Origin of the sequence: Alsobacter ponti (assembly GCF_024294805.1) — a bacterium.
GTDB classification, from domain to species: domain Bacteria; phylum Pseudomonadota; class Alphaproteobacteria; order Rhizobiales; family Beijerinckiaceae; genus Alsobacter; species Alsobacter ponti.
On record NZ_JANCLU010000004.1, the window covers coordinates 68,547 to 93,368 of the forward strand.

Annotated in this window: 21 protein-coding genes and 1 riboswitch; of the genes, 8 read left to right on the forward strand and 13 right to left on the reverse strand. The window is 71.7% G+C overall.

Going from position 1 to position 24,822, the window contains the following annotated elements; genetic code table 11:
• Positions 1-5 precede the first annotated feature (5 nt).
• The gene (gene wrbA / locus NK718_RS05480) at positions 6-605 is read left to right on the forward strand and encodes an NAD(P)H:quinone oxidoreductase type IV (RefSeq protein ID WP_254739403.1); all 600 of its coding nucleotides are present in this window, start codon (positions 6-8) and stop codon (positions 603-605) included.
• A 29-nt stretch (positions 606-634) separates the two neighbouring features.
• Here the strand turns inward: wrbA and NK718_RS05485 are convergent, their stop codons facing one another.
• Genes NK718_RS05485 through thiM form a run of 3 tightly spaced genes read right to left on the reverse strand, consistent with a single transcriptional unit; the run spans position 635 to position 3,169 of the window.
• On the reverse strand, positions 635-1,723 hold the full coding sequence (locus tag NK718_RS05485; protein WP_254739405.1) for a TRAP transporter substrate-binding protein: 1,089 nt from the start codon (positions 1,721-1,723) through the stop codon (positions 635-637).
• Positions 1,720-2,349 carry a thiamine phosphate synthase gene (gene thiE, locus NK718_RS05490; RefSeq protein WP_254739407.1) on the reverse strand — a complete coding sequence of 210 codons (630 nt, stop codon included), beginning with the start codon at positions 2,347-2,349 and terminating at the stop codon, positions 1,720-1,722. Before thiE ends, NK718_RS05485 begins: the two co-directional genes overlap by 4 nt.
• 7 nt (positions 2,350-2,356) lie before the next feature.
• A complete protein-coding gene (gene thiM, locus NK718_RS05495) occupies positions 2,357-3,169 on the reverse strand; it encodes a hydroxyethylthiazole kinase (protein ID WP_254739409.1) in 813 nt (270 codons plus the stop codon).
• Between the two features lie 46 nt (positions 3,170-3,215).
• Positions 3,216-3,313, reverse strand: a riboswitch (TPP riboswitch).
• 150 nt (positions 3,314-3,463) lie between these two features.
• Here thiM and NK718_RS05500 point away from each other — a divergent pair.
• Entirely contained in the window at positions 3,464-5,941 is a 2,478-nt protein-coding gene (locus tag NK718_RS05500) for a sensor histidine kinase (RefSeq protein WP_254739411.1), read from the forward strand.
• A gap of 369 nt (positions 5,942-6,310) precedes the next feature.
• Here NK718_RS05500 and NK718_RS05505 read toward each other — a convergent pair whose 3' ends face one another.
• From NK718_RS05505 to NK718_RS22090, 4 genes are all read right to left on the reverse strand, one after another.
• On the reverse strand, positions 6,311-6,910 hold the full coding sequence (locus tag NK718_RS05505; RefSeq protein ID WP_254739413.1) for a UdgX family uracil-DNA binding protein: 600 nt from the start codon (positions 6,908-6,910) through the stop codon (positions 6,311-6,313).
• 53 nt (positions 6,911-6,963) lie between these two features.
• Entirely contained in the window at positions 6,964-8,361 is a 1,398-nt protein-coding gene (locus NK718_RS05510) for a serine/threonine protein kinase (protein WP_254739415.1), read from the reverse strand.
• A 10-nt stretch (positions 8,362-8,371) separates the two neighbouring features.
• A complete protein-coding gene (locus NK718_RS05515) occupies positions 8,372-9,112 on the reverse strand; it encodes a metallophosphoesterase family protein (protein ID WP_254739417.1) in 741 nt (246 codons plus the stop codon).
• 64 nt (positions 9,113-9,176) lie between these two features.
• Positions 9,177-9,539, reverse strand: a complete 363-nt coding sequence (locus NK718_RS22090; protein ID WP_254739419.1) for an Hpt domain-containing protein — start codon at positions 9,537-9,539, stop codon at positions 9,177-9,179.
• A 306-nt stretch (positions 9,540-9,845) separates the two neighbouring features.
• Here NK718_RS22090 and NK718_RS05525 point away from each other — a divergent pair, with 306 nt between their 5' ends.
• The 4 genes from NK718_RS05525 to NK718_RS05540 all read left to right on the forward strand — a co-directional run bounded on the left by NK718_RS05525 (position 9,846) and on the right by NK718_RS05540 (position 15,184).
• Positions 9,846-10,670 carry an inositol monophosphatase family protein gene (locus NK718_RS05525; protein ID WP_254739421.1) on the forward strand — a complete coding sequence of 275 codons (825 nt, stop codon included), beginning with the start codon at positions 9,846-9,848 and terminating at the stop codon, positions 10,668-10,670.
• Between the two features lie 61 nt (positions 10,671-10,731).
• Positions 10,732-11,781: an ABC transporter substrate-binding protein gene (locus NK718_RS05530; RefSeq protein WP_254739423.1), complete on the forward strand. Its 1,050-nt coding sequence runs from the start codon at positions 10,732-10,734 to the stop codon at positions 11,779-11,781.
• A gap of 83 nt (positions 11,782-11,864) precedes the next feature.
• Positions 11,865-14,090, forward strand: a complete 2,226-nt coding sequence (locus NK718_RS05535; RefSeq protein ID WP_254739425.1) for an ABC transporter permease — start codon at positions 11,865-11,867, stop codon at positions 14,088-14,090.
• A 23-nt stretch (positions 14,091-14,113) separates the two neighbouring features.
• Positions 14,114-15,184, forward strand: a complete 1,071-nt coding sequence (locus tag NK718_RS05540; protein WP_254739427.1) for an ABC transporter ATP-binding protein — start codon at positions 14,114-14,116, stop codon at positions 15,182-15,184.
• A 7-nt stretch (positions 15,185-15,191) separates the two neighbouring features.
• Here NK718_RS05540 and NK718_RS05545 read toward each other — a convergent pair whose 3' ends face one another.
• Genes NK718_RS05545 through NK718_RS05570 form a run of 6 tightly spaced genes read right to left on the reverse strand, consistent with a single transcriptional unit; the run spans position 15,192 to position 22,473 of the window.
• Entirely contained in the window at positions 15,192-15,629 is a 438-nt protein-coding gene (locus NK718_RS05545; RefSeq protein WP_254739429.1) for a RidA family protein, read from the reverse strand.
• Positions 15,626-16,819, reverse strand: coding sequence for an acyl-CoA dehydrogenase family protein (locus NK718_RS05550; RefSeq protein ID WP_254739431.1), 1,194 nt, complete (start codon positions 16,817-16,819; stop codon positions 15,626-15,628). The genes NK718_RS05545 and NK718_RS05550 overlap by 4 nt, the downstream gene beginning before the upstream one ends.
• 10 nt (positions 16,820-16,829) lie before the next feature.
• Positions 16,830-17,669 (reverse strand): enoyl-CoA hydratase family protein, encoded by an 840-nt coding sequence (locus NK718_RS05555; RefSeq protein WP_371877222.1) that lies wholly within the window; start codon positions 17,667-17,669, stop codon positions 16,830-16,832.
• Between the two features lie 11 nt (positions 17,670-17,680).
• On the reverse strand, positions 17,681-18,469 hold the full coding sequence (locus NK718_RS05560) for an SDR family NAD(P)-dependent oxidoreductase (RefSeq protein ID WP_254739435.1): 789 nt from the start codon (positions 18,467-18,469) through the stop codon (positions 17,681-17,683).
• Complete coding sequence (locus tag NK718_RS05565; protein ID WP_254739437.1) at positions 18,466-20,784, reverse strand: bifunctional salicylyl-CoA 5-hydroxylase/oxidoreductase; 2,319 nt, start codon at positions 20,782-20,784, stop codon at positions 18,466-18,468. Before NK718_RS05565 ends, NK718_RS05560 begins: the two co-directional genes overlap by 4 nt.
• Positions 20,785-20,826: 42 nt before the next feature.
• On the reverse strand, positions 20,827-22,473 hold the full coding sequence (locus NK718_RS05570; RefSeq protein ID WP_254739440.1) for a benzoate-CoA ligase family protein: 1,647 nt from the start codon (positions 22,471-22,473) through the stop codon (positions 20,827-20,829).
• Positions 22,474-22,759: 286 nt separating this feature from the next.
• Between NK718_RS05570 and NK718_RS05575 the strand changes: the two genes are divergently transcribed.
• Entirely contained in the window at positions 22,760-23,959 is a 1,200-nt protein-coding gene (locus NK718_RS05575) for a pyridoxal phosphate-dependent aminotransferase (protein ID WP_254739442.1), read from the forward strand.
• 44 nt (positions 23,960-24,003) lie between these two features.
• Entirely contained in the window at positions 24,004-24,807 is an 804-nt protein-coding gene (locus NK718_RS05580) for an ABC transporter substrate-binding protein (protein WP_254739444.1), read from the forward strand.
• Positions 24,808-24,822: the final 15 nt, after the last annotated feature.

Genomic DNA, 24,822 nt, shown 5'->3' on the forward strand with positions numbered 1-24,822 from the left:
TTGCGATGACCAGGGTTCTCGTTCTCTATTATTCCGCCTACGGCCACATCGAGACGATGGCCAACGCCGTCGCCGACGGCGTGCGCGAGGCCGGTGCGGAGGCGGTCGTCAAGCGTGTGCCCGAGCTGGTGCCGCGCGAGATCGCCGAGAAGTCCCACTTCAAGCTCGACCAGCCCGCCCCCGTCGCCGAGCCCTCCGAGCTCGCCGACTACGACGCCGTCATCGTCGGCGCCGGCACGCGCTTCGGCACCGTCGCCAGCCAGATGCGCAATTTCTGGGACCAGACCGGCGGCCTGTGGGCGCAGGGCAAGCTGGTCGGCAAGGTCGGCGCGGTGTTCACCTCCTCCGCCACCCAGCACGGCGGCCAGGAATCGACGATTCTGGGCTTCATCCCCACCCTGCTCCACCACGGCATGGTCGTCGTCGGCCTGCCCTACAGCTTCGCCGGCCAGACCGGCATGGGCGAAATCCTCGGCGGCTCGCCCTACGGCGCGTCCACCATCACCGGCGGCGACGGCAGCCGCCAGCCCTCCGCCGTCGAACTGGACGGCGCCCGCTTCCAGGGCCGCCACGTCGCCACCGTGGCCGCGAAGCTGAAGGGCTGAGCGGCGGGCGGGGCCAAAGCCGGGGCGGACTATCCGCCCCGGATCGCCTGGGCCATGTAGCCCTGCACGCGGCCCCAGGCGCGGCCTTTCGCCGTCGACTGCCGCCACGAGGCGACGATCTCGCCGGCGAGCGGGGTCTTGCCCGCCATGCGGTCGATCACCGCGTCGGCGGCCTTGCGCGCGGCGGCCAGCACGTCGGGCGTGAAGGGCGTCGGCCGCGCGCCCTGCGCCAGCAGCTCGCCCAGCGCCTCGGCGTTGCCGCGCTCGGCGTCGGCGAGGCCGGCCTCGTGCTCGGCCATGCACGCGGTCTCGACGATCGCCCGCAGATCGGCCGGCAGGGCCTCCCACGCCTTCAGCGACACCAGCGCCTCGGCCGCGCCGTTCGGCTTGTTGAAGCCCGGCATGTAATAGATGGGCGCGACCTTGTGCAGCCCCAGCGGCAGGTCGTTGGCGGGAGACAGCAGCTCCACCGCGTCGATGACGCCGCGCTCCAGCGCCGGGTAGACGTCGCCGGGCGGGATCGCCTGCGGCGTCGCGCCGAGCTCCAGATAGACGTCGCCGCCCAGCCCCTGCACGCGGATGCGCAGGCCCTTGAGGTCGGCGGCGCTCCTCACCTCCTGCCGGAACCAGCCGCCCATCGACGGGCCGGTGTTGCCGGCGAGGAAGGCGCGCACGCCGAACGGCGCGTAGAGCCGGTCCCACAGCGCCTGCCCGCCGCCGAACAGCACCCAGGCGAGGTGCTCCGTCGGCCCCGGCCCGAACGGCGCGGTGGTGAACAGGGCCGCGCCGGGGGCCTTGCCCTCCCAGAAGAACGAGGCCGTGTGGCCCATCTCGGCGACGCCGTTCTGCACCGCGTCGAGCACGGCGAAGGCCGGCACCAGCTCGCCCGCGCCGAACAGGTCGACGACGAGCCGCCCGTCCGACATCGCGGCGATGCGCTCGGCCAGCCGGCGGGCCGAGACGCCCGGCCCCGGCAGGTTGCGCGGCCACGAGGTCGCCATGCGCCAGCGGCGCGGCGCGTCGGCGCGCGCCACGCGCGGGGCGGCGAGCGCGCCAATTCCCGCGCCGGCGAGCCCGGCCAGCGCGGCGCGGCGGCCGGGGCGGGTGTTATCGCTCATCGCGGCGCCCTCCCGGCGAGCCAGCGCGCCGCCGCCTCCGGGTCCGCCGCGGCGCAGATGGCGGAGACGACGGCGATGCCGTTGACCCCGGTCGCGCGCACGGCGGCGGCGTTGCTAGCCCCGATGCCGCCGATGGCGACCGTCGGCAGCGGCGCGATCCGCGCCAGCGCCGCCAGCCCCGCGACGCCGAGCGGCGGGTCGTGGTCGGGCTTGGTGGCGGTGGCGAACACCGGCCCGACGCCCAGATAGTCCACCACGTCCAGCGGCGCGGCGGCGAATTCCTCCGGCGTCCCCGCCGACAGGCCGACGATGGCGTCCGGCCCCATGCGCTCGCGCACTTGGCGCGGGTCGGCGTCGTCCTGGCCGACATGCACGCCGTCCGCGCCGATCCAGCGCGCCACCTCGACGCGGTCGTTGACGATCAGCGGCACGCCCAGCGGCCGCAGCACGGCGATGAGCGCGCGCGCTTGCTCGGCGAACACGTCGTCCGGCGAGGTCTTGTCGCGCAATTGCACGAGGCTGACACCGCCGCGCACGGCCGCGCGCACCAGCTCGGGCAGGTCGCGGCTGGCGGTCAGGCCGGGGTCGGTGACGAGGTAGAGGGAGAGGTCGAAGCGCGGCTTCATGGGCGTCTCACGGGGCGATGCGGGCGTCGCGGGCGAGGTCGTCGGGACCCAGCGCCGCGAGCGCGTCGAACAGGCGGACCTGGAAGGTCCCGGGGCCGACGTCCCCGGCCCCGGCGCGCTCGCCGGCCAGGCCGAACAGCACGAGGGCGGCGACGGCGGCGTCGAAGGGCGGCGCGCCGGCCCCCAGGCAGGCGGCCAGCACGGCGCCAAGCATGCAGCCCGTGCCGGTGACACGCGCCATCAGCGGATGGCCGTTGTGGACGTGCAGCTCGCGCTCGCCGTCGCTGACGAAGTCGACGAAGCCGGTGACGGCGACGACGCAGCCCTGCTCCTGGGCCAGCGCGCGCGCCGCCTCGCGCGCCGCCTCGCTGACGCCGGCTTCGGAGTCGACGCCCGCGCCGTCGGTCTCGCCCCAGGCCAGCGACAGGATCTCGCGCGCATTGCCGCGGATCACGGTGGGCCGCGCGCCGGCCAGCTCCCGGGCGAGGTCGTGGCGCCAGGGGCTGGAGCCGACGCCCACCGGGTCCATCACCCACGGGATACCGCCGGCGCGCGCGGCCGCGGTCGCCAGCCGCATCGCCTCGGCGCGCCAGCGCGTCGGCGTGCCGAGGTTGACGACCAGCGCCGCCGCGCCGGCGGCGATCCCGGCCGCCTCCTCGGGCGCGTGGGCCATCACGGGCGAAGCGCCCAGCGCCAGCAAAGCGTTGGCGGTGGAGTTCATGACGACGTCGTTGGTGATGCAGTGGACGAGCGGGCGCACGCGGCGCACGGCGGCGAGCGCGGCGGCGACATCGGGCTGGTGTGGGGCGGTGGCGGTCACGCTGTCCCTGCTCGATCTCGGCGCAGGGGGTGAGCCGCGGCCTCGCGGCCCTCGGCTCCGCCTTGTCCCTGCGCCGGCATTACCCGGATCCGGTTCGATGGGTCTGATCTCAGCCGCGTCGCCGCAGCACCCCATGGCGGACGGAATGTAGTCAGGACGGGTCGCCGCCGCAAGCGCGCGCCGCCGCGCTCAAGCCGGGAGCGGTTCAGGTTCCGCTTGCGGCTTGGGCTGCGCTTGTCTTAACTCGCTTGGGTTGCGTCCGGGGGCGGAGGTGGTCAGCGGTCCGGCATGGCGATGAACTCCTCACCGACGCGCGACGGCGGCCGGCCGCTACGCTCACACCTGATGTTCTATGGGCTGTCGATCGTCGTCCCGGTGCTGGTGTTCGCGGGCCTCGTCTTCATCCAGTTCGAGCGCACGGAGCACGAGCGGCTGCGCGAGCGGGTGCGCGAGGTTGCGACGAACGTGGCCGTGGACATCGACCGCGAGTTCGAGAACGCGATGGGCACGCTGACGGCGCTGGCCAGTTCCCCGGCGCTCGCCACCGGCGACATGGCGCGTTTCGACGAGCAGGTCCGCAGCGTGCAGCAGGCGACCGGGCTCAACTTCGTGCTGCGCGACATGACCGGGCAGCAGGTCGTCAACACGCGGCGTCCCTGGGGCTCGGCGCTGCCGCGCGTGCCGCTGATCGACATGGATTTCAAGGTCATCGCCACGCGCAAGCCGGTGGTGTCCGACATGATCGTCGGCGCGGTGCTGAACGCGCCGGTCTTCCTCGTCAACGCGCCGGTGTTCCGTGACGGCCAGCTCGTCTACCTGCTCAACATGGCGTTCGATTCGAACCGCTTCGTCGAGTTGCTGCGCCGCGAGTCGACGCCCGACGGCTGGGTCGTCACGGTCGCCGACGGCCAGATGAACATCGTGGCCCGCTCGCGCCTCAACGAGCGTTTCGGCGGGCGGAAGGTGCCGGAGGTCTATCGCTCCGCCATCGAGAGCGTCGGCGTGTGGGAAGCGACCGACCTCGAGGGCCGCCCGGTGATCGGCGCGACGGCGCGCCTGAACCAGGCGCGATGGTTCGTGTGGGCCGCCGCCCCGCGCGTCGCGCTCACCGCCCCGCTTTACGACACGCTGCTGCTGCTCGCCATCGCGGGCGCGGCGCTCACCGGCATGTCGCTCGTGCTGGCCGTGGTGCTGAGCCGCCGGCTGAGCAAGCCGGTGCGGGCGCTGGCCAGCCAGGCGTCCCGCATGGGGCGCGACAAGCGCGTGCATGCGCTCGACTCGCCGGTGCGCGAGATCACCGAGGTGTCGCGGGCGCTGGCCGACGCCGCCGGCGCGCTCGCCGCGCGCCGCCGCGAGCTGCGCGAGGCGGTGACGGAACTGGAGAGCCTCTACGGCACCGCGCCCATGGGCATCGCCCTGCTGGACCGCTCCGGCGTCGCGCTGCGCATCAACCGCTGGCTCGCCGAGGTCAATGGCGGGTCCGTCGAAGAGCTTCTCGGCCGCCCGATCTGGGACGTCTCGCCGGCGCTGCGCCCCGTCATCGAGCCGCTGGTCGCGCGCGTCTTCGCCACCGGCGAGGCCGTGCAGAACGTCGAGCTGTCGGGCGTGACGAGGACGCGTCCGGGCGAGCTGCGCCATTTCGTGGCGCATTGCTATCCGGCCAAGACGCAGGAAGGCGCGGTCGAGGCGGCCGGCGTCATCGTGGAGGACGTGACGGACCGCCGGCGCGCCGAGGCGTCGGCGCGCGAGAGCGACGCCCGCCTGCGCCGCCTGCTCGAGGCCAATCTGTTCGGCATGGTCACCATCTCCGGCGACCGCGTCGACACCGCCAACGAGGCGTTCCTCGCCATGGTCGGCGCGACGGCCGAGGACGTGGCTGCCGGCCGGCTCGACTGGCGGGCCATGACGCCGCCCGAATACGCGGCGGCGGACGAGAAGGCGCTGGAGGAATTGCGTGAGAGCGGCGCGTCCCGCCCGTTCGAGAAGGAGCTGATCCGCCCCGACGGGAAGCGCGTGCCGATCCTGATCGGCGCGGCCCGCCTCGACCGGCCGGACCACGCCATCTGCTTCGTCGTCGACCAGACGGAGCGCCGCGAGCGCGAGGCGCACCAGTTTTACCTGATGCGCGAGCTGACCCACCGGACCAAGAACATCCTCAGCGTCGTTCAGTCGATGGCGTTGCAGACGGCGCGCAACCTGCCCAATCTCGACGAGTTCCACCGCCGCTTCGCCGCCCGCCTCCAGGGCCTCGCCGGCTCGCACGACCTGCTGGTGCAGCAGGACTGGACGGGCGCCTCGATCAACGACCTCGTGCGCTCGCAGCTCGGCCACTGGGCGGACGCCATCGGCAGCCAGATCGAGGTGGGCGGGCCGCTGCTGCTGCTCACCCCCGAGGCGGCGCAGAACATCGGCATGGCCCTGCACGAGCTCTCCACCAACGCCGCCAAGTACGGCGCGCTGTCGATCCCCAGCGGGCGCGTGCGCATCTCCTGGGCCATCGAGAAGCGGCCGGACGGCGACAGGCTGGTGATGCACTGGACCGAGCGCGACGGCCCGCCGGTGACGAAGCCCGACCGCGAGGGCTTCGGCCACGTGGTGATGGCCCGCATCGTGGCCCGCGCGCTGGACGGCACGGTCGACCTCGACTTCGCGCCGGACGGCCTGCGCTGGACGCTGGAAGTCCCGGCCCGCTTCGCGCGGCCGTTCGGCCCGGTGGAACCCTCTGCCGCCGAGGCCAGGCCCAGTCCCGGCGCAGCCGCCGCCGGCGGATAGGGCCGCGTGCGCGGGCGGAGCCCGCCCGCCCCAAAGGGCGGACGCCAGTCCGCCCGTCCCCGGACTGCCGGAGCCCTTGGCGGAGGCAGATCCGGGGTCCAGCGCATGGATGATGCCGCGAAGCGGCGCTCCATGGAAAAGGCCGTCGGGACGCGCTTCGCGCGGCACATTCCGCTAGACCCCGGATACCCCTCCGCTGACGCTGCGGGGTTCCGGGGACGGGCGGGCCGGTGGCCCGCACTTTCGGGGCGGGCTTGCGCCCGCCTTGTAAGCTGTCGCTGCTCCGGGGGGCCGGGTACGAGCGGGGAGGCCCGCGCTCAAAATGGGCAGGCGTGTCCGCCCGTGGCCCGCCAGCCGCCCCGCCCCACTTCACACCACACCGGCGAGGCGGGCGGCTTCGCGCAGGTCGGCGACGAAGCGCGCCGTGTCGCGGCGGCGCGCCTCGGCGTCGGGCTGGCGCAGCAGGGAGGAGGGGTGGACGGTGACGAAGCCGGCGCGCCCGTCCGGCCAGCGCGTCGGCCCGCGCGACGCCGCGATGGTGAGGGCGCGCCCGGCGAGCGCCTGCAACGCCACCGCGCCCAGCGCGACGACGAGGCGGGGCCCGACCAGGGCGATCTCCTGTTGAAGCCACCAGCGCTCGCGGCTGATCTCGCCGGCTGTAGGGCGGCGGTGCAGGCGCTTCTTGCCGCGCTCGGCGAAGTGGAAGCGCTTCACCGCGTTGGTCACGAAAGCGTCGTCGCGCGCCACGCCCGCCTCGGCGAGCGCGCGGTCGAGCGCCTGCCCGGCGGGGCCGACGAACGGCCGGCCCTCCACGTCCTCGCGGTCGCCGGGCTGCTCGCCCACGAACAGCAGCGGGGCGCGCTCGCGCCCCTCGCCGGGCACGAAGCGGCCGACGCCGGGCCCGTTCGGCTCCAGGCCCGCCATGGACTCGTAGAGCCCGGTCAGGGTCGCCGGTTCGGCCTCTCTCATGCCGTCCTCCCGCACGCGGCGACAATTCTCCCGCCCATCGGGGGTTCCGGCGGTCAGGGCTGGGCGAGGCGCACCACCGTCACGGTGCAGGGGGCCTCGGCCACCACCTGGGCCGAGACGCTGCCGAGATAGCGGCGCAGCGCCGAATTGGCGCGCGCGCCCATGACGATGTGGTCGACCTGGTTCTTGCGGGCGTACTCGATCAGCGCCGCCGCCGCGTCGACCGCTTCCAGCACGTGGACGCTGACGCGCTCGTCGTCGAGGCCGATCGGCCGCGCCCAGTCCTTCAGCGCGATGAGGCGCTGCACGTAGAGATTGTTGCCCTGCGCGTCGACGCCCGACTCCACCTGCAGGAGCGCCGTCTTGAGGATGGTGACGCAGGCGAGCCGCGACTGCGGGTCGACGTCGAGCGCGCGCCGCGCGTGGATGCGCAGCAATTCGCCCAGCGCGTCGACGCCGTTGCCGAGGTCGACCGCCGCCATGACGATGGGCGCGCCGACCACCTGCTCGGAGATCGGCGGCTTGCGCTCCCAGCGCGGGTTGCCGGAGCGCAGCCAGCGGCGCAGCACGGTGAGCGGGCCATCGGCGCGCCACCTCTTGCCGCGCTCGGTCACCGTCACCTGGTCGGGGTGCTGCAGGGCGAACGCGACCTGCGCGGGGGTGGCGTAGCGCTGGTAGGGATCGACCTCGAGGCAGCGCAGCACGATTTCCTGCAGCCAGTCCGGGCAGGCGGGGTTGAGCTTGCGCGGCGGCGTCGGGTCCTTCCACAGCCGCCGCTTCATGCCGGCCTTGCGCTGCGGGTTGCCGAACGGCAGGCGGCCGGTGACCAGCTCGTAGAGGATGACGCCGAGCGCGAAGACGTCGCTGCGCGGCTCGGTGCGATCGCCCTCGATCTGCTCCGGCGCGATATAGGCGCCGGTGCCCATCGGCACGTCGGATTCCTCGCCCAGCAGGTCCGGCAACTCGTCGTGGCGGGACAGGCCGAAATCCAGGAACACCGCGTCGCCGCCCGGCCCGATCATGATGTTGGCCGGCTTGAGGTCGAGGTGCAGGACGCGCTGGCGATGCAACTCCTGCAATCCCCGCGCGATGCGCGCGCCCAGCTCCGCGACCCGCTCGGGCGGCAGCGGCGCGGCGTCGGCGATCTCGGCGAGGTTCTGGCCCTCGACTTTCTCCATGACGAGATAGGGCGTGCGCGAGAGGTCGGCCGCCGCCACGAAGCGTGGCACGTGCGCGCCCGTCAGGCGGGGCAGGATCATCCGCTCCACCTCGAAGCCGACGATGGCGGAGACGTCCTCGCCCTCCGCCAGGGACGGCAGCTTCATCACCATCGGCGTCGGGTCGCCGTCGCGGCTGACCAGCCACAGGCTGCTCATCGGCCCGTTGTGGATGCGGCGCTCCAGCCGGAATCCGTCGATGATGACGCCCTCGGCGGGCCTGATACTCGGCATCGATGCTCCCCTAGCGACCGTTGAGCAGGCGCGCGGCGAGCGACTCGGGAAGGCCGGCGGCGCGCACCCTGGCGGCCGCGGCGTCCGCGTCGTACGGCACGCGCGCCATCGTCAGTTCCGGGGGAGAATCGGACAGAAGGCCGTAGCAGGCGGCCGGGTCCCCGTCACGCGGCTGGCCCACCGCGCCGAGCACGGCGAGCCAGCGCCGCGTGCGGCTGAGCGGCACCGGCTTGTCGCGCGGCGGCAGGAACGCCACCGGCGGGCGCATCGGCGCCATGTGATAGAGCATCGGCGAGTGGGTGTGGCCGCACAGCGTGAGGCGGTAGGGCGTGGCGCGCAGGCTGCGCTCGGCGTCGATCTCGCTGCGCACATAGCCCCAGTCGCCCGGAGCCCAGCCATTGGCGTGCGTCCACAGCACGTCGTCCTCGACGACGGTCAGCGGCAGCGCGGCGAGGAAGGCCTTCTGGCGGTCATCGAGCTGGCCCCGCGTCCACTGGATGGCGCGGGTGGCGTCCGGGTTCATGCTGGCCTGGAGGTCGCCCACCGCCTCGTCGTGGTTGCCGCGCACGGCGAGCGCGCCGGCGGCGACCTCGGCGGCGACCGTGTCGACGCAGAAGCCCGGGTCCGCCCCGTAGCCGACCATGTCGCCGAGGAACACCAGGCGCTCCGCCCCACGCCGTCGCGCGTCGGCGAGGCAGGCGGTCAGCGCCTCGCGGTTGGCGTGGATGTCGGCGAAGATGGCCGTGAGCAAGGCGGACGTGACCTCCCGTTTGCCCACAGCATCGCGCCTGCCCGGCGCTCTGGCTAGAAAGACTTTATTCCGACGCCGCGCCGCCCCTGCCGCGCAGCTCGGCGATCAGCGCCAGCGTGCGGTCGCGCATCTCGGCGAGCGCCACCATCTCGCGCTCGACCTCCTCGCCGCGCCGGACCTTGTCGTGCAGCGCGCGACAGGCGCGGGCGAGGCCGGCGAAGCCCAGCATGCCGGCGGCGTTGAGGATCTCGTGGGCGTGGCGCGACAGCGCGTCGAGGCCCTGGTCGAACGCGCCCAGCCGCTCGGCGATCTGGTCGGCGAGCCGGCCCATCACGTCGGTCGTCTGCTGCCGCCCCAGGGCCTCGCTGATCGTAGCGAAGGCGTCGGGGTCGAAGAGGTCGGGGCTCGGGAGCTGTCGGTGGGTCACTCTGTCGCGTTCCGCGCGTCGGTGTGGAATGTCGGCTGGAGCTTGACCAAAGTCCAGTTTGGTTAGCATTGGCTGAATCCGTTCGGAATATCGCGGAATACGGCCTCCGAACCGTCAAGACATTGGAACGCATTTTATTCGACGCGACCATCGCGCCGAACACGGCGTGAAGAACCCGTTTCCACGCCGCCGTGGCGGGGGCTTTGGAACAACGAAGCGGCGCGAAGGCCGTTGACGACGGCGCGCCGCCGGTCCATCGCTGGAGCCGCCGGGCCGGGTCGCCCGGCCGTTCGGGGGCACTCAAAAATGACGACGACGACGCCGGCCACGGCCGGGAGGGAGGCGAATCCGCGCCTGCGCGCCGCCTGCGAAGTGGCGCTCGAGGCCGGCGCGCTGGCGCTGGCCCGGTTCCGCGACAAGGGCTCGATCCAGGTCTCCTTCAAGGGCCACCAGGACTACCTGACCGAGGTCGACGGGCTGGTCGAGCGCCTGATCATCGAGCGGCTCTCCGCCCGCTTCCCGGAGGACGGCTTCATCGGCGAGGAGGGCGGCGGTTCCGGCAGCGCGCGGGTCTGGGTCATCGATCCCATTGACGGAACCTCCAATTTCGCCCGCGGAATCGGCCATTTCTGCGTCTCCATCGCCTATGTCGACGATCGCGGGCCGGCCCTCGGCGTCATCTACGATCCCACCCGCGACGAGCTGTTCGCCGCCGAGCGCGGCGGCGGCGCGACGCTGAACGGCGCGCCCATCGCGGTGTCCGGAATCGCCGATCCGAGGCGCGCCTCCGTCGAGTGCGGCTGGAGCATGCGCCGCCCCATCGGCGACTACATCGCGCTGATGGGCCGGGTGGCCGAAATGGGCGCCGGGCTCTATCGCCTGGGCTCCGGCGCGCTCGGCATGGCCTATGTGGCGGCCGGCCGCACCGACGCCTATTGCGAGCTGCACATCAACTCGTGGGACGTGCTGGCCGGCCTCGTGATCGTCGCGGAGGCCGGCGGAGCGGTGAGCGATTTCACCGCCGGCGACTACCTGGCGAACGGGAATCCCGTGCTGGCCTGCTCGCCGGCCCTGGCCGAGAAGCTGGCCCGCGCCACCGGTATCCCCATGGATCGCGGACAGTCGTGTTGACGCCGCGTGCGGCGCGTTCCAATCTCGCGAGCAACAACAAGAACTTCCGGGGAGATATGACATGCATGTGACATCCAAGAGCGCCCGGCTGGCGGCGCTGTCCGCCGTCGCGTCGGCGACCGCCCTGTTGGCCGGCTCCGGCCCGGCCGCGGCGCAGGGCCAGCTCACCGTCTATTGCGGCGTGCAGGAGGAGTGGTGCCGGCCGATGGTCGACGCCTTCGAGAAGCAGACCGGCATCAAGGTCTCGATGACCCGCAAGAGCTCGGGCGAGATCTACGCCCAGGTGAAGGCCGAGTCGGCCAACCCGAAGGGCGACGTCTGGTGGGGCGGCACCGGCGACCCCCACATGCAGGCCGCCGAGGAGGGCCTGACCGAGGAATACAAGTCGCCCAAGCTCTCGGAGCTGAACGACTGGGCGGTTCGCCAGTGGGAGCAGTCCAAGGGCCGCGCTGTCGGCATCTATTCGGGCGCGCTGGGCTACGGCGTCAACACCAAGATGCTGGCGCAGAAGGGAATTCCCGAGCTGAAGTGCTGGGCGGACCTGCTCAACCCGAAGCTGAAGGACGAGGTGCAGGTCGCCGACCCGAACTCGTCGGGCACCGCCTACACGATGCTGGCGACCATCGTCCAGATCATGGGCGAGGACAAAGGGTTCGACTACTTGAAGGCGCTGCACAAGAACGTCAACCAGTACACCAAGTCGGGCGCCGCGCCGGCCAAGGCGGCGAGCCTCGGCGAGACCACGGTGGGCATCGCCTTCCTGCACGACCACGTGACCATGATCGTCGACGGCGCGCCGGTGAAGGCCGTCGCGCCGTGCGAGGGCACGGGCTACGAGATCGGCTCGATGTCGATCATCAAGGGCGCCCGCAACCTGGACAACGCCAAGAAGTGGTACGACTGGGCGCTGACGCCCGAGGCGCAGAAGCTCGGCGCGGCGGCCAAGTCCTTCCAGGTGCCGTCCAACAAGGCGACGCCGGTTCCCAAGGAGTCGCCCAACCTCGCCGAGATCAAGCTGATCAACTTCGATTTCGCGAAGTACGGCTCCTCGGCCGAGCGCAAGCGCCTGCTGGCGAAGTGGGACGCCGAGGTCAAGAACCTGCCGAAGTAGGACCCGGCCCGGCGCGCGTCCCCAAGGGCGCGCGCCTCGCCGACTTCCGCGCGTCCCTTCTCGAACGCTGACAGCGAGCCCGCGTGAAACGCACCACCTCGGCGCGCATCGACGCCGCCGGACTTACGATTGTCGCCTGGGCGGCCTTCGCGCTGGCGCCCTGGCACTGGCTCGACTTCTCGGGGGCGGGGCCGAACTGGTCGACCTATCCGCTCGGCGGCGCCGGCTCCGGGCTGGCGCTGGCTCTCGCCCCGGCGCTGGGATGGTCCGGCGAGTGGTGGCTGCTGCCGATCCTGGCCCCTCTGGCGCTCGCCTCGGCGGCGTCGCTCCCCGGGCGGGACGCCCGTGTCCGGGCGGGGCTGCTGATCGCGGCAGGGGCGCTCGGCCTCGCGCTGACGCTCGGGCAGGGCTTCGCGGTGGGACTGCGCGGGTGGAACGCGCAATGGCTCGCGGCCCTCTTCGGCGCACCCGGCCCGCGCCAGGAAGGCATGGGCCTGGGGGGCGTCACTGTTCTCGCCTGCTTCCTGTTCATGCTGTGCCGGGGCCTGGCGGGACGCGGCTGGTGCCGCGGCGACGCCTTCGTCGTCACCTCCATCGGCACCGTCGTCGCGCTGATCCTGCTGTTCGTGTTCTATCCGGTCGGCAAGATCCTGGTCAGCGCCGTACAGGACAATGACGGCGTGTTCGCGCCCTACGAGTTCGTCGCCAAGTTCGCCGACCGGTCGATCTGGGGGCTCGACTGCGTCGGCGGCAATCTGCGCTGCGGCGTCGCCTGGAACACGCTGCTGCTCGGCGTCCTCGTCGGGCTCGGCAGCACGGCGCTCGGCCTCGCCTTCGCGCTCATCGCGACGCGGTCCGGATTTCGGGCCAAGGGCGCGTTGCGCATCCTCTCCGTGCTGCCGATCATCACGCCGCCCTTCGTCATCGGCCTCGCGCTCATTCTGTTGTTCGGCCGCTCGGGAGTGGTCTCCACCACGCTGTCGGCGTGGTTCGACATTCCGCCGACGCGCTGGATCTATGGCCTGCCCGGCGTGCTGATCGCGCAACTCCTCGCCTTCACGCCGATCGCCTTCCTCGTCCTCGTCGGCGTCGTGCAGGGCATCAGCCCGTCGCTGGAGGAGGCGTCGCAGACGTTGCGGGCCGACAGCTGGACGACGTTCCGAACCATCACCCTGCCGCTGATGCGGCCCGGCCTCGCCAACGCCTTCCTGCTCGGCTTCGTCGAAAGCCTGGCGGATTTCGGCAACCCGCTGGTGCTCGGCGGCAATTTCGAGGTGCTATCGACCAAGATCTTCTTCGCGGTGGTCGGCGCGGCGACGGATCAGGGCCGCGCGGCGGTGCTGTCCATCGTGCTGCTCGGCTTCACGCTCGCGGCCTTCTGGCTGCAGCAGGTCTGGCTCGGCAAGAAGGTCTACACGACGGTCGGCGGCAAGGGCGATTCCGGCCTGCCGACGCCGTTGCCGCGCTTCGTGGCGTGGGCGTGCTACGCGACGGCGCTGCCCTGGGCGGCGTTTACCGCGGCGGTGTACCTGCTCATCCTCGTCGGCGGCTTCGTGCGCAGCCTGGGCCGCGACTACACGCCGACGCTGAACCACTACCTCACGGCCTTCCGCATCGACAGCGGCGCGTCCGGCCTGCGCTTCACCGGCAGCGCCTGGGACAGCTTCTTCGCCACCGTGCAGGTGGCGGCGCTCGCCGCGCCGGTGACGGCCGCCATCGGCCTGCTCACGGCGTGGCTGCTGACGCGCGAGAGCTTCAGCGGCAAGCGCGCCTTCGAGTTCGGCACGCTGCTCAGCTTCGCGATCCCCGGCACGGTCGTCGGCGTCAGCTACATCCTGGCCTTCAACGTGCCGCCTTTCGAGCTGACCGGGACCGGGCTGATCCTGGTGATCTGCTTCGTGTTCCGCAACATGCCGGTGGGCGTGCGCTCCGGCGTCGCCACGCTGAGCCAGATCGACAAGTCGCTCGACGAGGCGTCCCTGACGCTGGGCGCGCGCTCCTTCACTACCGTGCGGCTGGTGGTGCTGCCGCTGCTGCGACCCGCCATCGTCGCCGCGCTGGTCTATTCCTTCGTGCGCGCCATGACGGCGGTGAGCGCCGTCATCTTCCTCGTCTCGGCGCAGTACAACATGGCCACGACCTACATCGTCGGCCGCGTCGAGGCCGGCGAGTTCGGCCTCGCCATCGCCTATTCCTCCGCCCTCATCGTGGTGATGCTGGTCGTCATTCTCGGCATCGAGGCCGCGGTCGGCCAGCGCAGGCTGGGGCGGCGCGAGGCGACGCCGGTCGCCGCGGTGGCGGGCGGGTAAGTCATGCAGTCAGGATCGTCGCGATGAGCAAGGCCCCGGCCTCGGTGGAGTTCCGCAACGTCAGCAAGCGCTACGGCGCGGTGACGGCTGTGGACGACGTGTCGTTCGGCATCGAGCCGGGCACGCTGGTGACGCTGCTCGGCCCCTCCGGCTGCGGCAAGACCACCACGCTGCGGCTGATCGCCGGCCTGGAAATGGCGAGTTCGGGCACCATCTCGATCGGCGGCGTCGACGTGACGCGGCTGTCGGCGGCCGACCGCGACGTCTCGATGGTGTTCCAGTCCTACGCGCTGTTCCCGCACATGAGCGTGCTGGAGAACGTCGCCTACGGCCCGACGGTGCAGGGCGCGCCGAAGGCGCTGGCGCGCGAGATGGCGATGGAGAAGCTGGCGCTGGTCGGCCTTTCGGGGCTGGAGAAGCGCGCCCCCTCCGAGCTGTCGGGCGGCCAGCAGCAACGCGTCGCGGTGGCGCGCGCCCTGGTGCTGGAGCCGCAGGTGCTGCTGTTCGACGAGCCGCTCTCCAACCTGGACGCCAAGCTGCGCCGTCGCGTCCGCGAGGAGATCCGCGAGCTTCAGATCAAGCTCAACCTCACCGTCGCCTACGTCACCCACGACCAGGAGGAGGCCCTGGCCGTCTCCGACCGCATCATCGTGATGTCGAACGCCCGCATCGCGCAATCCGGCACGCCCTACGAGCTGTACGAGGAGCCGGCGAGCCTGTTCGTGGCCGATTTCATCGGCGACGCCAACATTCTCGACGCCGAACTGGTCGAGGAGCGCGGCCCGCGCGCCCTCGTCCGCCTCGGGCCGATGGAGTTGGATCTGCCGCGCCGCGGCGCCACGGCGGGGCCGATCAAGCTCGCCGTTCGCCCCGACGCGCTGCGGCTGGCCCCGGCGGACGGCGACGGCGCGGGGCGCGGCGTCGACGGACGGGTCGCCAAGGCGGCCTATCTCGGCAAGCAGCGCGAATACACGGTGGCGACGCCGGTGGGGGACCTCTTCATCGTCGACAGCGGCCGCACGCCGGCGCGGCTGGTGGACGCGCCCGTACGCGTCGCGTTCAGCGATTCCGGCATCGTGGTGCTGCCGCGCTGAGGCGGCGTCAGTCCGGCACCACCGCCGTCGCCTGGATCTCCACCAGCGCCTCGTCCTCGATCAGCCCGGCCACCTGCACCGCCGCCATCGCCGGGTAGTGCCGTCCGATCACGTCGAGATAGGCGCGGCCCAGTTCGCGGCGGCGGGCGACGTATTCCTTCTTGTCGAGCAGGTACCACGTCATGCTGACGATATGCTCGGGCCCCGCGCCGCCCTCGCGCAGGATGGCGACGATGTTCTCCAGCGTCTGGCGCGTCTGGCCCACGAGGTCGTGCGCCTCGAACACGCACTGGCCGTTCCAGCCGATCTGGCCGCCGAGGAAGATGGTGCGCCCGCGCGCCGCCACGCCGTTCGCGTAGCCGATCGGCTTGGCCCAGCCCTGGGGCTGAAGGATCACGTGCCCTTCGCGGGCTGTGTCGATGGCCGTCATGGTCTCGCCCTTCATCGGGGTCCCCCGTCCTTGAGCAGTTCGCGCGCGACGATGAGCTTCTGCACCTCGGTCGCGCCTTCGTAGATCCGCAGCGCCCGGATCTCGCGGTAGAGCCGCTCGACGATTTCGCCGGAGCGCACGCCGCGCCCGCCGAACATCTGCACGGCCCGGTCGATCACCGCCTGGGCGTTCTCGGTCGCCGTCATTTTCGCCATGGCGGCTTCGCGGGTCGTCGGCAGGCGCTGCACGTCGCGCCGCCACGCGGCGCGGTAGGTGAGCAGGGCGGCGGCGTCGACCTGTGTCGCCATGTCTCCGAGCGCCGCCTGGGTGAGCTGGAGATCGGCCAGCGTCGCCCCGAACATGCGGCGGGCCCGGGCGTGCGCCGTCGCCTCGTCGAGCGCCCGGCGCGCGAAGCCCAGCGCGGCGGCGGCGACCGAGGCGCGGAAGATGTCGAGGGTGCGCATGGCGATCTTGAAGCCCTCGCCCGGCGCGCCGATCCGCCGCGCCGCCGGGATGCGGCAGCGGTCGAAGCGGATGCGCGCGAGGGGGTGCGGCGCGATCACCGGAATGCGCTCGACGATCTCGAAGCCGGGATCGTCGCGAAACACGACGAACGCCGAAATGCCGCGCGTGCCGGGCGCCTCGCCGCTGCGCGCGAACACGGTGTAGACGTCGGCGATGCCGCCGTTGGAAATCCAGGTCTTCTCGCCGTGCAGCACGTAGTCGTCGCCCTCCGGACGCGCCTCGCAGCTCATCGCGGCCACATCCGACCCCGCCTCGGGCTCCGACAGCGCGAAGGCGGCGATCATCGCGCCTTCGGCCACGGCGGGCAGCACGCGCGCGCGCAGCTCCGGCGAGCCCGCGAGCGAAATGGCCCCTGAGCCGAGCCCCTGCATGGCGAAGGCGAAGTCGGCGAGCCCGTCGGCATAGGCCAGCCGCTCGCGGGCGATGCACAGCAGGCGGGAATCGATCTCATCTCGCGCGCCCCCGAAGGCGGCCGGCACGCAGGGGTCGAGCAGGCCGGCTTCGCCGAGCGTCGTCACCAGCGCGCGGCAGGCGGCGTCCGTGTCGTCGTGGTCGACGGCGTCGAGACCGCCCTCGACGATCCACGCGTCGAGGCGTTCGGCGAAAACGCGATGCTCCGGGCCGAAGAAGGGCCATTCCAGATGGGCGAGGCTCGGCCGTGGGGCGGAAGCGGGGTGCATGTCGATCGCCTCAGTCGCCCTGGAAGATCGGCTTCGCCTTGGCGGCGAAGGCCTCGAAGGCGCGGCGGAAGTCCTGCGTCATCATGCAGATGGCCTGCGCCTGAGCCTCCGACTCGACCATCTCCTCGATGCCCATCGCCCATTCCTGGTTGAACATCGTCTTGGTGATCCCGTGCGCGAACCACGGCCCGTCGGCGAGCCCGCGCGCCACGCCCTGGGCCTGGGCCAGCAAGTCTTCGGGCGCGTGCAGGGCGTTGTAGAAGCCCCACGCCTCGCCTTCCTGGGCGGTCATGGCGCGGCCGGTGAACAGCAGCTCCGCCGCCCGCCCCTGGCCGATGACGCGCGGCAGCAGGCCGCACGCGCCCATGTCCGCGCCGGCCAGCCCGACGCGCGTGAACAGGAAGGCGGTGCGGGCGCGCGGCGTCGCGTGGCGCAGGTCGGAGGCGAGGGCGAGGATCGCGCCGGCCCCGGCGCAGACGCCATCGACGGCTGCGATGATGGGCTGCGGGCACCGGCGCATGGCCTTCACCACGTCGCCGGTCATGCGCGTGAAGGCGAGCAGGTCCGGCATCGTCATGCGCGTCAGAGGCTCGATGATCTCGAACACGTCGCCGCCGGAGCAGAAATTGCCGCCCTCGCCGGCCAGCACGATGGCGCGCACGTCGCTGGCGTAGACGAGGCCGCGGAACAGGTCGCGCAGCTCGGCGTAGGATTCGAAGGTGAGGGGGTTCTTCTTGTCGGGCCGGTTCAGCGTCAGCGTCGCGACGCGGCCGTCCGCGTCGGTGCTCCACTGGAAGTGCCGCGCCTGGTAGTCGCGGAAGGGGCGCAGCGTCTCGCGCATCGTGTCCATCGTTTGCATCCTCATCCGGTCATGACTTCGCCGCCGGCGACGGCGATCGCCTGGCCGTTGATGGAGGCCGCGCCGGGCGAGCACAGCCACGCGACGGCGTCGGCCACCTCCTCCGGCGTCACCAGGCGGCCCTGCGGGTTGGCCCGGGCGAGCGCGGCGCGCGCCTCGTCGGGCGACCGGCTGGTCTTGGCCACGATGGCGTCCACCGCGCCCTCGAGCAGCGGCGTGTCCGTATAGCCCGGGCACACGGCGTTCACGGTGACCCCGGTCTTCGCGAATTCGGTCGCCAGCGCGCGGGTCAGCCCCACGACGCCGTGCTTGGCGGCGACGTAGGCGGCCACGTAGGGATAGCCCGTCAGACCGGCCGTGCTGGCCAGCATCACCACGCGGCCGTCGCGGCGCGCGGCCATGCCGGGCAGCGCCGCCTGCGCGCAGAGAAACGCGCCGGTGAGATTCACCGCCAGCGTGGCGTTCCAGTCGGCCAGCGAGACGCGCGCGAACGGCGCGCTCGGCGCGGCGCCGGCGTTGCAGACGAGGATGGCGAGCGGCCCGCGCGCCGCCTCGGCCGCGCGCACGCCCGCCGCCACGCTGTCTTGGTCGGTGACGTCCATCGTGACCGCCCCGTGAAGCTCGGCGTTGGCGAGCGTCCGTCGGGTCGCGTCCAGCCGGTCGAGCCGGCGGCCCGCCAGCGTCACGGCGGCGCCATCGGCGGCCAGACGCGCCGCGATGGCCGCGCCGATGCCGCTGCCCGCGCCGGTGACCAGCGCGTGGCGGCCCGCCAACGGCGGCGCGGCGCTCACTTCGGCCCCGCCGCGGCGCGCGCCAGGTTGGCCTCGTACTGGCCGCGCGCGGTGCGGTACTGCTTCGGCCAGGCGAGACCGCCATAGCCGATCTTCGCGGCCTCGTGCAGCGTCCAGGACGGGTCGGCGAGATGCGGGCGGGCGATCGCGCACAGGTCGGCGCGGCCCGCCGCGATGATCGAGTTGGCGTGGTCGGCCTCGGAGATCGCGCCCACCGCGACGGTCGGGATGCCGACCTCGTTGCGGATGCGGTCGGAGAACGGCGTCTGGTAGAGGCGGCCGTAGACCGGCTTGTCGCCCTTCAGGGTCTGGCCGGACGAGCAGTCGATCATGTCCGCCCCTGCCTGCTTGAACAGGCGCGCGAAGATAACCGCGTCGTCCGCCGTGTTGCCGCCGGGATACCAGTCGTGGCACGAGATGCGGACCGAGACGGGCTTGTCCTGCGGCCACCCCTCGCGCACGGCCCGGAACACCTCGAGCGGGAAGCGCGCGCGGTTCTCGTGCGATCCCCCGTACTCGTCGGTGCGCAAATTCGTGAGCGGCGAGAGGAAGCTGGCGAGCAGGTAGCCGTGCGCGCAGTGCAGCTCGAGCACGTCGAAGCCGATCTCGACGCCGTAGCGCGCGGCGCGCACGAAGTCCGCCTTGACGCGGTCCATGTCCTCGCGGTTCATCGCGCGCGGCGTCTGGCTGTGGGGAAGATAGGCGATCGGCGAGGCGGAGATCAGCGGCCACGCGCCCGCCTCCACCGGCTCGTCGCCGCCGCCCTCCCACGGGCGCTGCGTCGCGCCCTTGCGGCCGGCGTGGCCGAGCTGCAGCCCGGCGCGCGCGTCGGAATTCTGGCGCACGAAGTCGACCACGCGCCGCCACGCCTCGGCCTGCCGGTCGTTCCACAGGCCCAGGCAGCCATGGGTGATCCGCGCGTCCGGAGAGGGGCAGGTCATCTCGCCGAACACCAGCCCCGCGCCGCCCATGGCGCGCGCGCCGAGGTGGACGAGGTGGAAGTCGTTCGGCACGCCGTCCTCGGCGGAATAGACCGCCATCGGCGACACCACGATCCGGTTGGGGATGGTCACGCCGCGCAGCTTGAACGGCGTGAACATCGGCGGCGGCGGGGCGGAGCCGTCCGCCACCTCGACGCCGGCGCGGCGCGCGAACCAGCGCTCGTAGCCCTCCAGCCACTCCTTGTCGCGCAGCCGCAGGTTCTCGTGGCTGATGCGCTGCGAGCGGGTGAGCAGCGAATACATGAACTGCTCGGGCTCCAGCGTGTCGCAATAGCGCTCGCCGACGACCTCGAACCACTCCATGGCGTTGCGCGCCGCGTTCTGGATGCGCGCCACGTCGACTCGGCGGACCTCCTCGTAGGCGTCGAGCACGGCGGGGATCCGGTCAGCCGTATCGCCCAGGATCTTGAACTGGTTGACCAGCTCGATGGCGTCCTCCAGCGCCAGCTTGGTGCCGGAGCCGATGGCGAAGTGCGCGGTGTGGGCGGCGTCGCCCATCAGCACGACGTGGCTGCGTCCGTTGAAGGTCGACCAGCGGTCGCAGATAAGCCGGCCGAAATTGAGCCAGGCCGAGCCGCGCAGATGGCGCGCGTTGGTTTCGAGCCGCGCGCCGTCCAGCACCTCGGCGAACAGGTCCTCGCAGAAGGCGATGGACTGGTCCTGGTCCGCCTTGTCGAGCCCGTGGGCGCGGAACACCTCCTCCGTCGTCTCGACGATGAAGGTCGAGGTGGTGTCGTCGAACTTGTAGATGTGCGCCTGGAACCAGCCGTGCTCGGTCTTGCGGAAATCGAAGGTGAAGGCGTCGTAGAGCTTGCGTGTGCCGAGCCAGATGTAGCGGTTCGGCCGCATCACCATGTCGGGCCGGAACTCCGCCTCGTACTTCACCCGGATCCTGGAGTTGACCCCGTCGGCCGCGACGATCAGGTCGGCGTCCGGGTAGTCGGCGTCGCTGTCGACGTCGGTCTCGAACACCAGCTCGACGCCGAGTTCCTCGCAGCGCGCCTGCAGGATGTTGAGCAGGCGCTTGCGGCCGATGCCGACGAAGCCGTGCCCCGTCGTGCGCATCTTGCGGCCCTGGATGATGACCTCGATGTCGTCCCAGTGGTTGAAGGCCTGCTCGATGTCGGCCGCCGTCTGAGCGTCCCAGCGGCGCATGTTCTCCATCGTGGCGTCGGAGAACACGACGCCCCAGCCGAACGTGTCGTAGGGCCGGTTGCGCTCGACGACGCGGATGTGGTGCTCGGGGTTGAGCGCCTTCATGAGCAGGGCGAAATAGAGCCCAGCCGGACCACCCCCGATGCAGACGATGCGCATGCTCGTGTCTCCTGGCCGTGCGGCCGTGTGTCCCGCGCGAGGTCAGCCCGAATCGCGGGAGGAATTCGGTGTGGCGGAGGCGGCGGCCATGTCGCGCAGCGCCGCGCGCCTCAGCTTGCCGGTGTCGGTGCGCGGCAGCTCCGTGACGAACTCGATCACGCGCGGATACTTGTAGGGCGAGATCTCGGCCTTAACGTGCTCCTGCAGCTCGCGCGTCAGCGCGGCGTCCGGCGTCACGCCGGGGGCGAGCACGACATAGGCCTTCACCGCCTGGCCGCGGTCGATGTCGGGCTGGCCCACCACTCCGCACTCCTTCACGGCAGGGTGGGTGAGCAGGGCGGTCTCGACCTCCGGCCCGGCGATGTTGTAGCCGGACGAGACGATCATGTCGTCGGAGCGCGCCTGGTACCAGAAATAGCCGTCGGCATCCCGGACATAGGTGTCGCCGGTGATGTTCCAGCCGTTCTGCACGTAGGTGGCCTGACGGTCGTCGGCGAGGTAGCGGCAGCCCGTCGGCCCGCGCACGGCGAGCCGCCCTGGCGTGCCGTCGGGAACCTCCTTGCCGTGCGCGTCGATCACCTTCGCCACGTAGCCCGGCACCGGGCGGCCGGTCGCGCCGGGGCGCACGTCCTCCGGCGTCGAGCCGATGAAGATGTGCAGCATCTCGGTGGCGCCGATGCCCTCGACGATGGGCAGGCCGGTGGCCTCGCGCCAGGCCTCGAAGGTGGGGCGCGGCAGCGCCTCGCCGGCCGAGACGCACAGGCGCAGGCTCGAAATGTCACGGCCCGCCAGCATCGGGATCATGGCCCGGTAGGCGGTCGGCGCGGTGAAGCAGATGGTGGGACGGAAGGTCTCGATGCCGTCCAGCAGGTCCGGCGGGCCGGCTTTCTCCAGCAGCACGGTCGACGCCCCGGCGCGCAGGGGAAACAGCACCAGACCGCCCAGCCCGAAGGTGAAGGCGACGGGAGGCGAGCCGATGAACCGGTCCTCGGGGCGCGGGCGCAGCAGGTGCCGCGCATAGCCGTCGCAGATCGCCAGCATGTCGCGGTGGAAGTGCATGGTGCCCTTCGGCACGCCCGTCGTGCCCGAGGTGAAGCCGATCAGGCACACGTCGTCGTCGGCGCTGTCAAAGGCGGCGAAGTTCGGCGAGGCGGCGTCCGCCAGCGTCTCCAGGCTGTCCGGCCCGCCGTCGCCGAACGTCACGACGGTGGCGAGCTCCGGCACGGTCGCGCGGGCCTTGTCGAGCTCGGCGGTGAGGCGCGCGTCGCAGACCGCGAGCCCGATGCGCGCCTTCGCGGCGATCGTGGCCAGCTCGCGGGCCCGCAGCAGCGGCATGGTGGCGACCACGACGCCGCCGGCCTTGATGACGGCGAGATAGGTCGCGACCATCATCGGGTTGTTGGGCGCGCGCAGCAGCACGCGGTTTCCGGGCGCCAGGCCGAAGCGGTCGACCAGGACGTTGGCGATGCGGTTCACGCGCTCGGCCAGCTCGGCGTAGCTCCAGTTCACCCCCGGCGCGAGGATGCACGGGCTGTCGCCCCGACCCGCGGCGACCTGGTCGTCGACGAGCGCGACGGCGCAGTTGAAACGCTTCGGGTACTGGAACTCCGGGCGGTCGAGGAGGAACACGGGCCACTGCTCGCGCGGCGGAAGATTGTCGCGGGCGAAGCTGTCGACGGGCCTGGGCATTGGCGGGCCTCCACGGATCGCGAGCACGAGGTCGGCGGGCCGTCGCGGCGCGCCCGAACTATTTAACATCTAAAATAACCAGGAGGCGAGTTGTCAAGCGTGCGCCGGGGCTCTGGCCTCCCCGCGCGTCCTTGACAGGGCGTGAGATATTTTATCTGTTAAACAAATACGGAGACCGCCGGGGCTCCCGCCATGCCGGCGCGCGCAGCAGGATCGGGCTCTCCCGGCGGCCAGCGGCGGCGCGAAGGCCGCCCCGCCCGTCCCCGCGCGACGACAAGGACTCGCCATGGCCCCGCTGCTGCGTAACGCTCTCCCGGAAGACGCCCTGCGTCATGCCCGCCCCCAGATCCAGGACCTCTCCACCGAAAACATCGCGGAGCTGGCCGTGCGGGCGCGCGAACTGGGCGGGGTGATCCCGCTCTGGTACGGCGAAGGCGACCTGACCACGCCCGAATTCGTGCGCGACGCCGCCAAGGCGGCGTTCGACGAGGGCATGACGTTCTATATCCCCGACATGCGCGGCTACCCGCCGCTCACGGCGGCGCTGTCGGAATACCAGACCCGGCTGCACGGCCGCGCCATCGCGCCGGAACGCTCCACGGTCACGCCGAGCGGCATGCAGGCGCTGCTGATGGCGATGGAACTGGTCGCCGACGTCGGCACCAACATCGTCTATGTCGAGCCGCAATGGCCCAACATCCGCAACGTCATCCACCTCGTCGGCGCCGAGCCGCGCCCGGTGGCGCTCGATCTGGTCGACAACGACTTCCGGCTGGACCTCGACAAGCTGTTCGCGCGCTGCGACGCGCGCACCCGCGCCATCCTGTTCTCCACCCCGGCCAACCCGACGGGCTGGGTGTGCAGCCGCGAGGAGTTCGAGGCGCTGCTGGAGTTCAGCCGCAAGCGCGGCATCTGGATCATTTCCGACGAGGTCTACAACCGGCTCTATTTCCGCGAGCCCTTCGTGGCGCCGTCCATCCTGTCGCTGGCGGAGCCCGAGGATCTGGCCCTGTCGGTCAACAGCTTCTCCAAGGGCTGGGCGATGACCGGCTGGCGCGTCGGCTGGCTGACCCATCCCGCCTCGGTGGCCCCGCAGATCGCGCAGATGACGCAGCTCATGAACAGCGGCACGGCGGGACCCGTGCAGGCGGGCGCGCTGGCGGCGCTGACCAAGGGCGAGGGGCTGGTGACGACGATGCGCGAGCGCTGCCGCGCCGGCATCGACCTCGCCTACGGCATCCTGTCCAAGAACCCCACTTTCCAGCTTCCGGAAAAGCCGCGCGGCGGCATGTACGTGTTCTTCTCGCTGCCGGGCACACCCAACTCGCGCGAGGCCTGCATGAAGATTCTGGAGAGCTCGCGCGTGGGGCTCGCCCCCGGCTCGATGTTCGGGCAATCTTCGACGAGTTTCGTGCGAATGTGCGTGTGCCGCGACCCGGTGCAGCTCGAGGCGGCCCTGGAGCGCATGGCCCACGCGCTGAAGTGACGGACTGACGCAAAGCCCCGCAGTGGGCCTATGGGAGGGTGACGATGATCGCAGGACGCAGGACTTTCATGATGGCCGCGCTCGGCGCGGTGGGCCTCGCCGCCATCGCGGCGGGACCGGTCGCGGCGCAGCAGAAGCTGGCGGTGGGCGCGTACCCCTCGAACCCCCCGTGGGAGTTCAAGAACGAGAAGGGTGAGTTCGAAGGCTTCGAGATCGAAGTCGTCAAGGAAGTCGCCAAGCGCATCGGCGTGCAGACCGAGATCGCCGACATGGGCTTCCAGGCGCTGTTCGCCGCCACCAGCTCCGGGCGCATCGACGTCGCGGTGTCGTCGATCACCATCACGCCGGAACGCCTGAAGAGCCAATCCTTCACGCAGGCCTATTACGACGCCGATCTCGGCATGGCCGCCAAGAAGGCCTCGGGCCCGAAGACGCTCGCCGAGCTGAAGGGCAAGACGGTGGGCGTGCTCTCCACCTCCACGGGCGACAAGTGGTCCAAGGAGAACCAGGCCAAGTACGGCATCGCCAAGATCAACGGCTACAACGCCCAGAACGAGATGCTGCTGGACCTCGCCAACGGTCGCGTCGACGCGGCGATCAGCGACGTGCCGGGCATGGAGTACTCGTTCCTTAAGATGAAGGACCTGGCCGTCGCCGAGCGCATCAAGACCGGCGAGCAGTACGCGCTGATGATGCGCAAGGGCCATCCGCTGCTGGAGAAGGCCAACGACGCCATCACCGCGATGAAGAAGGACGGCACGCTCGCCGCCATTCACAAGAAGTGGTTCGGCACGGACGCCCCGGCCGATTCCTCCACGGCGCAGGTGCGCCCGATGCCGAAGGAGTAAGCGGCCACCGCCCTC

Coding starts and splice junctions, on each gene's coding strand:
- NK718_RS05505 (WP_254739413.1), bottom strand. CDS start 6,910: ATGAGAGAGGCCGAACCGGCGACCCTGACCGGGCTCTACGAGTCCATG.
- NK718_RS05510 (WP_254739415.1), bottom strand. CDS start 8,361: ATGCCGAGTATCAGGCCCGCCGAGGGCGTCATCATCGACGGATTCCGG.
- NK718_RS05485 (WP_254739405.1), bottom strand. CDS start 1,723: ATGAGCGATAACACCCGCCCCGGCCGCCGCGCCGCGCTGGCCGGGCTC.
- NK718_RS05565 (WP_254739437.1), bottom strand. CDS start 20,784: ATGCGCATCGTCTGCATCGGGGGTGGTCCGGCTGGGCTCTATTTCGCC.
- NK718_RS05530 (WP_254739423.1), top strand. CDS start 10,732: ATGCATGTGACATCCAAGAGCGCCCGGCTGGCGGCGCTGTCCGCCGTC.
- NK718_RS05545 (WP_254739429.1), bottom strand. CDS start 15,629: ATGAAGGGCGAGACCATGACGGCCATCGACACAGCCCGCGAAGGGCAC.
- NK718_RS05575 (WP_254739442.1), top strand. CDS start 22,760: ATGGCCCCGCTGCTGCGTAACGCTCTCCCGGAAGACGCCCTGCGTCAT.
- NK718_RS05580 (WP_254739444.1), top strand. CDS start 24,004: ATGATCGCAGGACGCAGGACTTTCATGATGGCCGCGCTCGGCGCGGTG.
- NK718_RS05570 (WP_254739440.1), bottom strand. CDS start 22,473: ATGCCCAGGCCCGTCGACAGCTTCGCCCGCGACAATCTTCCGCCGCGC.
- NK718_RS05555 (WP_371877222.1), bottom strand. CDS start 17,669: ATGGACACGATGCGCGAGACGCTGCGCCCCTTCCGCGACTACCAGGCG.
- thiE (WP_254739407.1), bottom strand. CDS start 2,349: ATGAAGCCGCGCTTCGACCTCTCCCTCTACCTCGTCACCGACCCCGGC.
- NK718_RS05550 (WP_254739431.1), bottom strand. CDS start 16,819: ATGCACCCCGCTTCCGCCCCACGGCCGAGCCTCGCCCATCTGGAATGG.
- NK718_RS05540 (WP_254739427.1), top strand. CDS start 14,114: ATGAGCAAGGCCCCGGCCTCGGTGGAGTTCCGCAACGTCAGCAAGCGC.
- wrbA (WP_254739403.1), top strand. CDS start 6: ATGACCAGGGTTCTCGTTCTCTATTATTCCGCCTACGGCCACATCGAG.
- NK718_RS05525 (WP_254739421.1), top strand. CDS start 9,846: ATGACGACGACGACGCCGGCCACGGCCGGGAGGGAGGCGAATCCGCGC.
- NK718_RS05500 (WP_254739411.1), top strand. CDS start 3,464: ATGAACTCCTCACCGACGCGCGACGGCGGCCGGCCGCTACGCTCACAC.